The organism is Floricoccus tropicus, assembly GCF_001832905.1.
GTDB classification, from domain to species: Bacteria; Bacillota; Bacilli; order Lactobacillales; family Streptococcaceae; genus Floricoccus; species Floricoccus tropicus.
Genome location: NZ_MKIR01000023.1, coordinates 100,979 through 115,148, shown reverse-complemented (window position 1 = coordinate 115,148; position 14,170 = coordinate 100,979). Strand labels below are relative to the sequence as shown.

Sequence of the window (14,170 nt, the reverse complement as noted above, 5' to 3'; positions counted from 1 at the left end):
ATAGGTAGATAGAAAACAGCTTGTATAATTATTTTTATCAGTGATGGACCAGCGTCAGCAAATACAAGAACAAGTGAAACAACAGCGCCAACAAGTTCAAGTACAAGTGAACCAACAGCGCCAACAAGTTCAAGTACAAGTGAACCAACAGCGCCAACAAGTTCAAGTACAAGTGAACCAACAACGCCAACAAGTTCAAGTACAAAACCAAGTACAAAACCAAGTACAAAACCAAGTACAAAACCAAATACAAAACCAAGTACAAAACCAAGTACAAAATCAAGTACAAAACCAAATACATCTACAAAAGCAAGTAGTAAAAAAATTGTAACTAACAGTAAAAAATCTAATAATAAAAAGTTATTACCAAAAACAGGTGAGTCAACTAACTTATTACTTATTACTTTTGGTCTATTATTGACTGCGATGAGTATATTCTCATTCGGTTTAATCAAGAAAAATAAATAGTTGTTAAAAACTGCAAATATTCCTTGCAGTTTTTTTATGTAAATCATGTTAAAAAATATAACATCAATTTTAGTTTTTAATTGGTATTTACCGATTTTTAGTGTATAATTAAAAAAATACAAATTTTCTGTAAATTCTAAAGGAGCTCTTATGAAAGATATTGATGTAATTAAAACTAATTCAGCTTTTGCAGGTAAGGAAGTAACAAGAATTCCAGTAATTGTAGGGGATGGAATCGGTCCTGAAATTTGGGTAGGTTCAAGACCTATTTTAGACAAAGCAATAAAAAAAACTTATGCACATCGTCGTATTGATTGGATAGAAGTTTTGGCTGGGAAAAATGCATATGAAAAAACTGGAAAGTGGTTACCAAAAGAAACATTGGACGCAATTCGAGAAGACAAAGTTGCAATTAAAGGGCCGCTTGAAACGCCAATTGGTATTGGTCGTCGTTCCCTAACAGTTACAATGCGACAAAAATTTGACTTATATGCTTGCGTTCGACCTGTAAGGTATTTTGAAGGAGTTCCATCTCCTTTGAAAGAACCAGAAAAAACAAATATGACAATTTTCCGTGAAAACACTGAAGATGTATATGCTGGTATTGAGTTTGCTCAAGGTGAAGAAGATACAAAAAAACTCATTGATTACCTTCAATCGTTCTATGACGATGATAAATTTAGGTTCCGTAATACAACGGCTATTGGTATTAAACCAATTTCAAAAGAAGGTAGCTTGAGATTAATTACTGCTGCGATTGATTATGCAATTGAAAATAATAAGGAATCCGTGACTTTAGTTCATAAAGGAAACATTATGAAGTTTACTGAAGGTGGGTTTGAAAAGTGGGGATATGAACTTGCTGAAAGAAAATATGGCGATAAGATCTTCTCAATGAGAACTTATAGAAGGTTACTTAAAGATGGCGGAAGAGATGTAGCTGATCAAGCATTAAAAACTGCTAAAAAAGAAGGATTAGTAATTATTAAAGATATTATTGCTGATAATTTCCTCCAACAAATACTTTTGCATCCTGAAAAATTTGATGTAATTGCAACGACAAATCTTAACGGAGATTATATGTCAGATGCACTTGCTGCACAAGTTGGTGGTATTGGAATTTCACCAGGAGCAAATATTAATTATGATACTGGATATGCAATATTTGAGGCAACTCATGGTACAGCTCCAGATATAGCAGGACTCGGCAAAGCTAACCCATGTTCATTCATCCTATCTGCATGTATGCTCTTAGATTATATTGGGATGCCAGAAGCATCAGATTTAATAACAACTGCAATAGAAGAGGCGTTTAAGGAGAAGAAAGTTACCTCAGATTTTGCATCTCTCATGGATGATGCTCAGGAAGTTTCAACAAGCGAATTTTGTAATATCATTTTGGAAAAAATTTAAATTAAAATTATTCAGTAGTGGGCAGGGTGTATTTAAACTCTGTCTTTTTAAAAACCAAAAAAGTAAACCTGTATTGTTTACAAATTTACTTTTTCTTATATATTATTTTTTATTCTTTTTATTTTGTTTCTTTGCTTCTTTTATGTCATTTAATCTTTTTCCTAGAGCAGCTTCATATCTACCTTGATCTTCAGAATGAAAGTAATCTGCATTTTTAATTTTTTCAGGAAGATATTCTTGATCAACCCAGTGATTTGGAAAATTATGAGGATATTTATATCCTTCAGCACGACCTAGTTTCTTTGCACCTGAATAATGACCATCTTGAAGATGTGAAGGTATAGGTAGGTTTCCATGACTATGTAAATCGTTAAGAGCTTCTGAAATTGATGCATAGGCAGAGTTTGATTTTGGTGACAGAGCTAGATCAACTACAATATTTGCAAGAGGAATTCTTGCTTCTGGGAAACCTAATCTTTCTGCGGCAGTGACAGCAGTAACAGTATGGACAGCAGCATCTGGATTTGCAAGTCCAATATCTTCATAGGCAATTACAGTCAACCTACGAGCTAGACTCTGTAAATCTCCACCTTCAATTAATCTTGCAGTATAATGAAGAGCAGCGTTAACATCACTTCCGCGAATTGATTTTTGGAGAGCGCTTAACAAATCATAGTGAGCATCACCATCCTTATCAAATGTGAAAGCTTTTCTTTGTAAACTGTTCTCCATGTCAGTCAAAGTAACATGGTGATTGTCAGAAGATAATACTGCAAGTTCAAGAGAATTATATGCTGAACGAACATCTCCATTTGTAGATGATGCTAAAAAGTTTAAAGCATCATCATCTAATTGTACTTCAAAATCAAAACCATTCTCTTTGTCATTAAGAGCACGCTTGATTGCTTTTTTCATATCATCAGTAGTTAATGGTTTTAATTCGAATATTTGTACCCGACTTCTAACGGCTGGTACTACTGAAAAATAAGGATTTTCGGTTGTTGCACCAATAAGAATTATTTCTCCATTTTCAAGAAGTGGAAGTAGGAAATCTTGTTTAGGTTTATCTAATCGATGTATTTCATCTAATAGAAGAACAAGTTGACCTGAGAATTTTGCTTCCTCAGCGATTTCTTGTAGTCTTTTTTTGCTATCAGTAGTAGCATTAAATGTTCTAAATGCCATATTAGCAGTACCTGCAATTGCACTGGCAATACTAGTTTTTCCAATTCCTGGTGGTCCATATAAAATCATTGATGATAATAGTCCGGTTTCGACCATACGGCGTATTATTTTACCATCACCGACCAAATGCTCCTGACCGATAATTTCATCTATATTTCGAGGACGCATCCTCCTAGCTAAATTTTGCATATATATATTCCTCGTAAAAAACTTTGTATTTGTTAACTTAATGGTAACATTTTAAGGAGGTCTTTTCTACTTCTGAGACTATGAAATAAATAGTTAGAAAAATACTAGATGTACACAAACAATACATGAACTTTTCCTCTTTTTTTGATACAATTATATTGTAAAATTGTAAGCGCTTAAAACTTAACTGAATTAATTGCTAAGCTTAAAACGACTAAAATCTTATAAAGAAAAGAAGAAAAAATTATTTATTTAAAAATGGAGGAATGGATAATGGATCTTATTGTTCAAGAAGCAAAAGACTTTGCGTATAAAGCTCATAACGGGCAAGTAAGAAAGGGTGGAGATAGACCTTTTACTGATCATCTTGAGTCTGTATATTCTATATTGAGTTCAGAAATTCAACATCCCAATATTTTAGCATCAGCTTGGTTACATGACACTGTTGAAGATACTGATACTGAAATAGAAGATATCTATAAGAATTTCGGAAATAGAGTAGGTTTTTATGTTAAGTTAGAAACGGAAAATAAAGCCCTTCCTTGGAGAGAGCGTAAAGAAGAACAAATCAAACATTTTAGAATGCTTGATTCAATATACAATAACTTTAGATGGCTTCCTATGGCTGACAAACTTGCTAATCTGCGTGAAATTAAAAAAGAATATGATGTAATTGGCGATGAAGTATGGGATATATTTAATAATAATAACAAAGAAGATCAATATTGGTATTATTCTTCTTTTAGAGACCTAGTTTGTAAAAATGTTTTTATTGCTAAAAGCAAATCAATAGAAGAGTATAATGAAATTTTAGATTATATTTGGGATAAACATTAAAAAACTAAAGAATCATCAGATTATATATTTGATGATTTTTATGTTTAAGTACTTGATATGTTGAAAAATATAAAATTAATTATCAAATTGTTAAATATCAGTTGTTTCAGTATATGAAATAGCTAGTCGCATTTACCAATTAAATTTTAGAAAAATCAAAAGTCACAAATTGAGAAACTAGCAAGTAAAGTATAAAATTCTTCTTTGAAAATATTTTATATTTTTGTGTTTTTTTACTGATTTTTCAAAGACTTTTAGTCATAAGTGTTATATAATTAACTTACAAATGTAAGCCTTTACTTTTTAAAGAGAGATGGAGAAGAAAATATGTCTACAGTTGAAACTTTCAAGAGAGATCAAGTTAACAGTGAAAATAAATTATTATCAAGTTTTAAGGCAATAATTGAGACTGCTTTTTATGGTAATAATGTTGAAAAAGTTGAAAACTTATCTCAAGCCTATGAAATTGCAAAAAATGTTCCGGGAACTATTGTTACAGACATGCCAATTAGTCATAACGAGGACTTGGGGTTACCTGAAGATGCAAGCATCTTAGTATTCAATGACGGAAAAGTTGTTGGACGTACTGCAGCAGCACGTGTAATAATTGGTCAACCTGGTGTTGATGAAGACTACTATCAAGGAATCTTACGTGAAGCAATCTTTACTGGAAATGATCAAGAATTTTTAGAAGGAAATGTAGTTGTTGGATTGGATCGTGATTTCATGGCGCATGCGCATTTGATGGTTCCTAAACAATATGCAAACAATTTGTATTCATATTTAGTTAATTTCCAAATCGTAACTGAAAAAGAAGAAGAACTATATAAAACTTCACGTGATTATGATGAAGATGATATATATGTTTATGCAAATCCTGAATGGTCACATCCAGATTTTCCATATGGACTAGCTTTATTTGATCCTGCTCACAATGTAGCAGCAATTCTTGGGCTTCGTTATTTTGGAGAACTTAAAAAAGCAACTTTAACTCTTGCTTGGGCAACTGCACACCGCAACGGATTTGTAGCTTGTCACGGTGGTATGAAACAATATCAACTACCTGATAAGAAATATACAATGGCAGCATTTGGATTATCAGGATCAGGTAAGTCTACAATTACTTTATCAAAACCAAAAGGTGATGGGAAAGTGGTAGTTCTACATGATGATGCTTTTGTTATCAATCATGATAATGGCTCAACTACAGCATTAGAACCTGCATATTTTGATAAAGTTCAAGATTATGATTTGACCAAAGATGCAGTAGATTACTTTTTAACTTGTCAAAATGTAGGTATTACACTTGATGATGAAGGCAAAAAAGTGATTATCATGCAAGACGTTCGTAATGGTAATGGACGTACTGTTAAGTCACGTTATGTGACTCCAAATAGAGTTGATCATCTGGATGAAAGTATTGATGCTGTGTATTGGATTATGAAAGATGATAGTCTTCCACCAGTTGTAAAAATTGATGATCCAGTACTTGCTGCAGTATTTGGTCTTACACTTGCTACAAAACGTTCAACTGCAGAAAATGTAGTAGGAAATGTTAACAGAGATGATCTTGTAATAGAACCTTATGCTAACCCATTCCGTTCTTATGCCCTAGGGGAAGACTATAAAGATTTCCGCAATTTGCTTGCAAAAGATGGAGTAGATTGTTATATCTTAAATACAGGATTCTATGGCGATAAGAAAGTGACACCACAAGTTACTCTTGGATCTATTGAAAATATCATTAACGGAACAACTAATTTCATTGATTATGGACCATTGGAAGGTGTATCTTATCTTGAAGTAGATGGATATGATGTTGACTTTTCAGATCCAGCATATAGAGATAAAGTTCGTGGTCGCATGCAAACTCGTCTTGACTTTATCAATAAGCAAGAAGATATCTTAGAAGGATACCATGCATTACCGGTTGAGGCGCGTGAAACAATGGAGAAAGTAGTTAACGTACTTTAATATTCGATTATTTAAGACTCATCAATCATATATTGATGGGTCTTTTGAATTATTATTTGCTATAATAAAAATATCAAAACAAAAGGAAGAAAAAATGAATTTAGAGAAATTACAAAATGGTTCAGATATTCGTGGAATTGCCATTTCTACAGAAGAATATAAAGCAAATTTGACAACTAAAGAAGTTAAAGAAATTGCTAAAGGTGCAGTTTCTTGGTTTCGTTCAAAAAACGAAAATAATAATTCTAAATACTTAGCAGGTGATTTATTAGTTGGAATAGGTCGTGATAGTAGAATCACGGGTCCAGAATTAAAAGATGCCTTAGTTGAAAGTTTCATTCAACAAGGAGTTAACGTAATAGATTTCGGTCTTGCTACAACGCCAGCCATGTTTATGGCGACTCAATTTGAAGAGTTCGACTGTGATTTCACCATTATGCTTACAGCCAGCCATCTTCCATATTATTTCAATGGACTCAAATTCTTCGACAAAACTGGAGGTGCAGAAAAATCAGATATTAAAGAAATTCTTTCAAGCTCTTATGCTGAAAATTCAAATGGGAAAACAGGCGTAGTTGAAGAAGCGGACCTTCTAACTCCATATGCAAAAGATATGGTTGCAAAAATAATTGCAGGAGCTGGAGGAAATGAAAAACCTCTTGCTAGACTTAAAGTAATAGTGGATGCAGGTAATGGTGCGGGTGGATTCTTTGCTGAAAAAGTTGTCAAGGAACTTGGTGGAGATATTACTGGTTCTCAATTCTTAGAGCCGGACGGAACTTTCCCAAATCATATTCCAAATCCTGATAACAAGGAAGCTATGGAAGCTATTAAGTCTGCTGTTCTTAATAATAAGGCTGACCTAGGAATTATATTTGATACTGATGTTGACCGTTCAGCTTTGGTTACCGCAACAGGTGACTTATTAAACAGAAATAACCTAATTGCTGTTCTTAGCCATATTGTGCTTGACGAATATCCCCATACAAGTATCGTTACAAATTCTCCAACATCGAGTCATCTTAAGACATTTATTGAAAGTCTTGGAGGTAAACAAGTTCGTTACATTTCAGGATATAGAAATGTAATTAATAAGGCAATTGACCTTAACAATGAAGGTGTTGAGACACATCTAGCTATAGAAACTAGTGGTCACGCTGCTTTCAAAGAAAATTATTTCCTAGATGATGGAGCTTATGTTGTCGCTAAAATATTTATGCTTTTACCTAAACTTACAGAAGAAGGTCGTAGTCTATCTGATTTGATTGAAAATCTTAATCAACCATCAGAAGTTCAAGAAGTACGTTTTAAGCTTGAAGACGATGATTATCGTAAACTTGGAGAAAGAGTTATTTTAGATATTGATAATGCTGATGTAGCTGGATTTAAAATTGATACAGCAAATCATGAGGGTGTTAGATTTAATACTAGTGGTAAATATGGTTCAGGTTGGTTTTTACTTCGCATGAGTTTGCACGAACCACTTTTAGTTTTACAGGTAGAAATTGATGAACCTGGGAAAGTAAAACTGGTTTTAGAAGATTTAAAACCTTTCTTTGATAATTACCCGAATGTTAATAAAGAAAAATTAAATGAGGTTTTATTGGAATTAAATGGAAATTAGGGAATATTGTGTCGAAGATGAGAAGGATTGGGTTGAATGTAGGCTACTTTCCTTCTTAGATTCTACCTACTATAAGGATGTTAAAAAAGAAAAAGAAAAGTATCCAAATCATTCATTAGAATATCTAGCAATTGAAGATGGAAAAGTTGTTGGTTTCATTGATGTCGAATTAAATTCAGATGATTTGACACAAAATAAAGAAAACGGAGCCATTATCTGGAATCTTGGCGTACTCCCATCTTATCGTGGTAAGGGTATTGCAAATTCCTTGTGGGAAAAAGTTAAGGAAGAACTTAAAAGAAAATCTTTTTCCTATTGTGAACTTTGGACACAGGATGATAAGCCAGCAAATGATTTTTACAGAAAAGTTGGTTTTGTACAAAAAAGTGAATTTACTTATCTTAGATGTAGACCGAAAGAAGTTAGACAGACAATAAGACTTTCTGATGCTGACGTAAATGCTTATTTTGCTGAAGATATGCTTTTTCAGGCATCGTATTCGGAAAAAGAAAAACTAGAAAAGATTTGTAAAGATGTAGTTGAAGTAAGACTTTATGCTATATATTTATAAAAAAAGCGAAACCATAAGGCTTCGCATTGATAATTGGACTTTCATAGTCCTTTTATTTTTTGTTTTTTACTTGGTTCATTCCGTTAAAGAAAATTGCAAGTACACAGATTGTAAGTGATATTAGGAATGTGACGTGCATTGCACTTACAAAGTATGAACTATTTTCTGTAATGCTTTGCATGTGGTGACCTGCAAACTTATCAACTGAGAAATTTAGAACGAGAGTTGATATTGCAACACCAAGGACCATTCCAAGGTTTCGAGATAAAGCGTTTAAAGCACCTGCTATTCCAAGGTCTTTTGGTTCAACTGAACTCATAATAATTGTGTTGTTTGGAGCTTGGAAGAGTGTATTCCCAAATGCTGAAACGGCAATACCCATGATTACCACAATAATTGATGTATCAATGCCCCAGAAGCTATATAAAAGTTGACCAATGGCTAGTAACACAAGACCGAAAAATGTAAGTCTTTGTTTGTTGTATTTATCTGCTAATGCACCCGCAATAGGAGAAAAGACGATTTGTATTAGTGGAAAGACCATCATGATAAGTCCAGCCTTACTTGGATTATAACCACGAACTTCTTGAAGATAGAAAGGCATAATCATTGTATAGAAGAATGCTGAAATGAATACTAGAAATGCACTTATTAAACTACCTGTAAATAGTTTATTTTTAAATAAACTTAAGTTAATCAAAGGATAATCAATACTATTTTCGACCTTAATGAAAAGATAGAAAGTAAGAATACAAATAACTAAACATGCAAGTGTTAGGATATTTGTAATCCCCTTATCTTGAATAAGGGTAATAAATCCATAGAAAGATAGAATAACTGCTGAAAGTGTAATTGCTCCATTGTAATCAAGTTGAGTATTTTTAGCAGGATGATTTTTAGGAAGTACAAGGAAGCTTGCGATGATTGCAATGATTCCGATTGGGATGTTTATTAAAAATATATAGTGCCATGTGAAGCTATTTAGAATCAAACCTCCGAGACCGGGCCCTGCAATAGCACCGATTGATACGAAAGCACCAACAGTCCCCAGAGCTTTACCACGCTGATTTGCTGGGAATGCTTCAGTGATTATTCCGTTGTTAGTACTCATAGTCATCCCTGAACCGATAGCTTGTACAACCCTAGCACCTATAAGCATTGGAAGACTAGTACTGATACCACATAATAGTGAACCTAGAACGAAAATGATTCCTCCAATTTTAAAAACCTTTGATTTTCCATATAAATCTCCTAGTTTTCCGAAGGGAAGTAGACTACAGCAGATTACCAAAAGGTAACTAGATACAATCAGACTACCTTGACTCTGTGTAATATTCAGTTCCTTACAGATTGTTGGAAGAGCGATATTTACGATACTTGAGTCTAAAGTTGACATAAGTACGAATATGCAGACTGTAATTAGAATAATAATTTCTTTCGATGTTGAATTTTTTTGCACAATAACTCCTTTTCTTTTAATTAATTGATTTTGTAACCATAAATAAATAAGTGATAAAAAGGATTTTAACACTTATTACTTTTAATTACAACTTTTTAGTTGACAACTATCTGAATAAAATATATTCTTTAAACATAAATACTTGTAGTTACAAGTGTTTATAAAAAAACAGTGATTTAAAAGTAATGTATAGAATTCATGTAGATAGATAACTAAAAACAGCACAAAATTCCATTAAATATTATAACATATATGCTAATGGCTAAGTCAAACTTTGTTTGTTAATAGAAGAATTGTTAATATTTATTACATATGAGCTTTTGAACTTTAAAGCTTTTAAATAATCTTTGCTCATTATTCAAAAAATTTATTGCTTAAATGTTCTTTGTTTTATCTAACTTTAGGTCACGATTAATAAATAATAATAATCAAGGAGATTAACTATGGCAAATCTATTAGCAGTAAAAAGTCACCCGTTGAATGGTGAAAATTCAAAATCAATGAAAATTTTTGAAGAATTTTTAAAAGCGTATCAAGAAAGTCATCCAAATGATAGCATTGAGATTGTTGATTTATATAGGTAAGACTTTCCAGAAATTGACTTAGATATCATGACAGCATGGAATCATTTACAATCTGGTAAGGAAGTCAATGATTTATCGAATTCACAAAAAATAAAAGTTTCTCGATTTAATCAATCAACTGAACAGTTTTTAAATGCAGATAAAGTGGTAGTAGCAAATGGATTGTGGAATCTGAATATTCCTACTCGACTAAAAGCATGGTTTGATTCAATAAATGTTGCAGGGAAAACTTTTAAGTATACAGCTCAAGGTCCAGTTGGACTAGTAGAAGGAAAAAAGGTTCTTCATATACAAGCAAATGGTGGAGTATATAATGGTCAAGATTTATCATCTCAATATGTTAAAAACAATCTTTAGTTTTATTGGGGTTAGTGATCTTGAGCAAGTGTTTATTGAAGGCGCAGATTATGATCCAAGTAAGTCAGAAAATATTGTAAATAGTGCGATTAAAAAAGCAGTTTTGATTGCTGAAAAATTCTAGTTGAAGAAAATTTAAAGAAGGAGAAGTTATAATGTCAAATATTTTTTTCTCACCCCAAGTAATTATTCTTATGATGATTATTGTTCTCACTATCTTAATGTTAGTATTTACAAAAAATAATCTTCAAAAAAATTATTGGGTATTATTTTTAAACCCTTTAGCAATAATTGGGCAATTTGTAGGACCAAAAACAAATAAAGCAGTAGTAATCATTCTTGTAGGATTATATATATTTAATCTATATGTCATCTATAAAAATAGATTAAAAGTGAAGAGTCTATAAAAACTTGTAATAATAAAAGTCAGGACTAAATTTTAGTTTTGCCTTTTATTTTTATATAGAAATAAACATTTTATATGATATAATTTTAGGCAAAAGCTTTAAATGAGCATTAAAATAAATGGTATTAAAGTAGTTATCGAATTATAATAAAATTGAGGTAAAGATGGAAAAAAACAATCTAAGTATTTCTGAAAAAATATATCATATAAGCAATTTGCAGCAAGAGTATATCAGTGAGAGGTTTAAAAAACTACATTTAAACAGTCAACAATCTAGATGTATTAATTTTATCCATGAACATCCTGGAGCTATTCAAAAAGATATTGCAAAGTATATAGGTAAATCAGATGCTACCGTAACTAATATACTCAAACCACTTGAAAAAAAAGAATTGATTATTAGAGAGACTAAGAAAGATAATGAAAGACAAAAAAATTTATATCTTACTGAATCTGGAAATAAATTAGCCGTAGAAATTGGAGAAATTTTTGAAGGAATGATTACGTTAATTGAAAAAGATTTCAGTAAAAATGAATTAAAAGCACTATCTTCTTTTTTAGATAGAATTGAAAAGTCTTTTTAATTTAATTTGATATGTATTTTACTGTTTTTCGTATATTTTTATATAGCTCTTTCTTGAAAGAGTTATGAAAATTAGCTATAATTAGGTAAGTTATACAATCTAGGGAGGATAGTATTAATTGGAAAATAAAAAAATTAGAAAGTCACTGTCAAGTGCAAGTTTGATGCTGTTACTTTTTTCGCAATCATCACCAATTTTAGCAGCAGCAACAACTGTTGATGAAACACAATCAACAGTTGCTAATTCGACAACTGAAAATAAAGATAATATAGATCAAATAGTAACACAAGAAAATACTACTTCTGAGCAACCAATCAGTTCACCAGTTGAAGTAAATTCTGAAGATATAGTAACAACACCTTCTGTACAAACTACAACTGAAGAACCTGTAAAACCATCAGAAGGTATTTCCGATTCAGAAGATAATAATATTACTGAGCCATCTTCTGAAACAACAACAACTGTTGAGACTACAGAAACTTCACCAAGTTCACAACAGACATCGGAATCAAATTCTGCAAGTTCTACTAGTTCATCTAGTTCCGTAACTTCAGGTTCTAGTAATAATAGTTCAAAACCGAGTACATCAAATTCAAGTAGTGCGACTTCAAGTTCAAAAACTTCTGCTACTTCAAGTACAACTTCACCATCAGACAATAAAAAACCGAATTCAAATAATGGTCAGCCATCTACTGGATCTGACAAGAATCAACAAAAACCAAATGAAAGCACTCAACAATATTCTCAGACTCAAAATGTAAATCCATATATTACAGGTACAATTACTGCTGATAACGTCTCTAAAGATTTACTTGTTGATAGCATTACTAAGTCAAACTTAAATGGTTTTGTATTGCCATTACTTTCGTCACTTGATGATAAAGCTCAGGCTGCAATTATTGTAGAGGCTTTAAAACAACTTGGAAAACCTTACAATGCAGATGCAGATAAAGTTCAAGATGGAAATGAAAAAGATAAATCATTCAATAATCAGTATTTTCCAAATTATGTCTATAATAAAGTTTTTGGAGTTGCGCTAGGTAATAATCTTGATGAAATTAATAAATCTGGTGAAAATGTAGATATTAAAAAAGCAAAAATTGGTGATATATTAGTATGGAAAGACTCAAATAAAGTTGGTATCTATTTAGGTAATAATAAGGTTATTTTATCTGATGATTTCCCTGAAGAACCAAAGAAGGCGGAATCTTCAATTGAAAAAAATCAAAATAAATCTGATGAAAAATTAGAAGAAAGACCTATTGAAAAATCGGGAGTTAAGATTCTTACTATCAGCACAAAAAAAGCTTCAAAAGAGAAAGATTCTAAATTAAAATATGATCGTATAGTTGCACCTGACTATGCAGTAAAGACCTCTGAAGATAAAAAATTGAATTCTTATGGAGAAAGCTTAGTCAAAAATTATGCAGCTTCTGCAGATTTTAAACCAACACAGCTTACTAGAGATTTTGTAGAAAGTATTGGTGATAGTGCAAGAGAATTAGGCCAAAAATATGATGTTTTTGCATCTGTTATGATTGCTCAGGCCATACTTGAAAGTGGGTCTGGAACTAGTGGTTTATCTCGAGCACCATATAATAATTTATTTGGTGTGAAAGGCGGTGGGGGTCAAGCTTCAGCTGTATTTACTACCCAAGAAGATAATGGAAATGGTCAGTTATATTCTATTCAAGCTCCGTTTAGAGTGTACAGTAGTGCGTCTCAATCATTAGAAGATTATGTCTCTCTTATCAGAGAAGGAATCAGCGGTAATTCTTCAATTTATAAAGGGGCTTGGCGTTCTGAAGCGAAAAATTATTTACAGGCTACGGAGCATTTGACTGGTAAATATGCTACAGATACTCAATATAGTAATAAGTTGAATTCAATTATTGCGGCTTATAATTTAACTCGATTTGATGATCCCAAAGGAGAATCAGGTGTCTCTATCCAAAGTCTTGATGGAATCCCAGAGCAATATAAAGATGCTATTGATTTCCCTGAATACAATGGTTTTAACTATAATCTAAGTGGTTCATACCCTGTTGGGCAATGTACATGGTATGTATATAATCGAATTAAACAACTTGGAGGAAGTGTTGGAGAAACAATGGGTAACGGAGGTGATTGGGGTGTTACCGGACTCGCTAGAGGGTATGAAGTATCATCAACACCAGAAGCTGGTTATGCAATTAGTTTCAAACCAGGTGTTGCTGGTGCTGATGGCTTTTACGGTCACGTAGCATTTGTTGAGGCTGTTACAGCTGATGGGATATTGATATCAGAAAGTAATGTATTAGGCCTAGGAAAAGTTTCTTATAGAATCATTCCTAACGATATTGCTCTTTCAAGTGGTGTAACTTACATTGCTCCAAAATAAATAATTACGCATATTAAGAATGATGAGCTTATTGCTCATCATTTTTTTATAAAAATTTATATGAATCAATTGACATATGTTTTTATCTGGTGTATTATTTGTATATAAAGTTTACAAATGTAAACGTAAATTAATAATA

At 32.1% G+C, this 14,170-nt stretch carries 11 protein-coding genes and 1 pseudogene; 10 read left to right on the top strand and 2 right to left on the bottom strand.

Annotation, left to right across the window (positions count from 1 at the left end; all coding sequences use genetic code 11):
- Window positions 1-24: 24 nt before the first annotated feature.
- Together BG261_RS11750 and icd are read left to right on the top strand one after the other, a co-directional pair.
- On the top strand, window positions 25-468 hold the full coding sequence (locus tag BG261_RS11750) for an LPXTG cell wall anchor domain-containing protein (protein WP_193790149.1): 444 nt from the start codon (window positions 25-27) through the stop codon (window positions 466-468).
- Between the two features lie 150 nt (window positions 469-618).
- A complete protein-coding gene (gene icd / locus BG261_RS07990) occupies window positions 619-1,881 on the top strand; it encodes an NADP-dependent isocitrate dehydrogenase (RefSeq protein WP_070792823.1) in 1,263 nt (420 codons plus the stop codon).
- 102 nt (window positions 1,882-1,983) lie between these two features.
- On the opposite strand, the gene BG261_RS07985 is transcribed toward icd, so the two are convergent.
- Complete coding sequence (locus tag BG261_RS07985; protein WP_070792822.1) at window positions 1,984-3,255, bottom strand: replication-associated recombination protein A; 1,272 nt, start codon at window positions 3,253-3,255, stop codon at window positions 1,984-1,986.
- A gap of 273 nt (window positions 3,256-3,528) precedes the next feature.
- Between BG261_RS07985 and BG261_RS07980 the strand changes: the two genes are divergently transcribed.
- The 4 genes from BG261_RS07980 (at window position 3,529) to BG261_RS07965 (ending at window position 8,261) form a co-directional block, all read left to right on the top strand.
- Window positions 3,529-4,092, top strand: coding sequence for an HD domain-containing protein (locus BG261_RS07980; protein ID WP_070792821.1), 564 nt, complete (start codon window positions 3,529-3,531; stop codon window positions 4,090-4,092).
- Between the two features lie 327 nt (window positions 4,093-4,419).
- A complete protein-coding gene (locus BG261_RS07975) occupies window positions 4,420-6,066 on the top strand; it encodes a phosphoenolpyruvate carboxykinase (ATP) (RefSeq protein ID WP_070792820.1) in 1,647 nt (548 codons plus the stop codon).
- A 94-nt stretch (window positions 6,067-6,160) separates the two neighbouring features.
- Window positions 6,161-7,690 carry a phosphohexomutase domain-containing protein gene (locus tag BG261_RS07970; protein ID WP_070792819.1) on the top strand — a complete coding sequence of 510 codons (1,530 nt, stop codon included), beginning with the start codon at window positions 6,161-6,163 and terminating at the stop codon, window positions 7,688-7,690.
- A complete protein-coding gene (locus BG261_RS07965) occupies window positions 7,680-8,261 on the top strand; it encodes a GNAT family N-acetyltransferase (RefSeq protein WP_070792818.1) in 582 nt (193 codons plus the stop codon). The genes BG261_RS07970 and BG261_RS07965 overlap by 11 nt, the downstream gene beginning before the upstream one ends.
- A gap of 52 nt (window positions 8,262-8,313) precedes the next feature.
- On the opposite strand, the gene BG261_RS07960 is transcribed toward BG261_RS07965, so the two are convergent.
- Window positions 8,314-9,720 (bottom strand): MFS transporter, encoded by a 1,407-nt coding sequence (locus tag BG261_RS07960; protein ID WP_233278916.1) that lies wholly within the window; start codon window positions 9,718-9,720, stop codon window positions 8,314-8,316.
- Between the two features lie 443 nt (window positions 9,721-10,163).
- Here BG261_RS07960 and BG261_RS07955 point away from each other — a divergent pair.
- The 4 genes and pseudogenes from BG261_RS07955 to BG261_RS07940 all read left to right on the top strand — a co-directional run bounded on the left by BG261_RS07955 (window position 10,164) and on the right by BG261_RS07940 (window position 14,031).
- Window positions 10,164-10,785, top strand: a pseudogene (locus BG261_RS07955) (NAD(P)H-dependent oxidoreductase).
- Between the two features lie 31 nt (window positions 10,786-10,816).
- Window positions 10,817-11,068 carry a hypothetical protein gene (locus BG261_RS07950; protein ID WP_070792817.1) on the top strand — a complete coding sequence of 84 codons (252 nt, stop codon included), beginning with the start codon at window positions 10,817-10,819 and terminating at the stop codon, window positions 11,066-11,068.
- Between the two features lie 163 nt (window positions 11,069-11,231).
- Window positions 11,232-11,651, top strand: coding sequence for a MarR family winged helix-turn-helix transcriptional regulator (locus BG261_RS07945; RefSeq protein WP_070792816.1), 420 nt, complete (start codon window positions 11,232-11,234; stop codon window positions 11,649-11,651).
- 118 nt (window positions 11,652-11,769) lie between these two features.
- A complete protein-coding gene (locus tag BG261_RS07940) occupies window positions 11,770-14,031 on the top strand; it encodes a glucosaminidase domain-containing protein (protein WP_083318305.1) in 2,262 nt (753 codons plus the stop codon).
- Window positions 14,032-14,170: the final 139 nt, after the last annotated feature.

Bases quoted from the DNA above. Each gene is read 5' to 3' on its own strand.
- BG261_RS07965 (WP_070792818.1), top strand. From the start codon at position 7,680: ATGGAAATTAGGGAATATTGTGTCGAAGATGAGAAGGATTGGGTTGAA.
- BG261_RS07945 (WP_070792816.1), top strand. From the start codon at position 11,232: ATGGAAAAAAACAATCTAAGTATTTCTGAAAAAATATATCATATAAGC.
- BG261_RS07980 (WP_070792821.1), top strand. From the start codon at position 3,529: ATGGATCTTATTGTTCAAGAAGCAAAAGACTTTGCGTATAAAGCTCAT.
- BG261_RS07950 (WP_070792817.1), top strand. From the start codon at position 10,817: ATGTCAAATATTTTTTTCTCACCCCAAGTAATTATTCTTATGATGATT.
- BG261_RS07985 (WP_070792822.1), bottom strand. From the start codon at position 3,255: ATGCAAAATTTAGCTAGGAGGATGCGTCCTCGAAATATAGATGAAATT.
- icd (WP_070792823.1), top strand. From the start codon at position 619: ATGAAAGATATTGATGTAATTAAAACTAATTCAGCTTTTGCAGGTAAG.
- BG261_RS07970 (WP_070792819.1), top strand. From the start codon at position 6,161: ATGAATTTAGAGAAATTACAAAATGGTTCAGATATTCGTGGAATTGCC.
- BG261_RS07975 (WP_070792820.1), top strand. From the start codon at position 4,420: ATGTCTACAGTTGAAACTTTCAAGAGAGATCAAGTTAACAGTGAAAAT.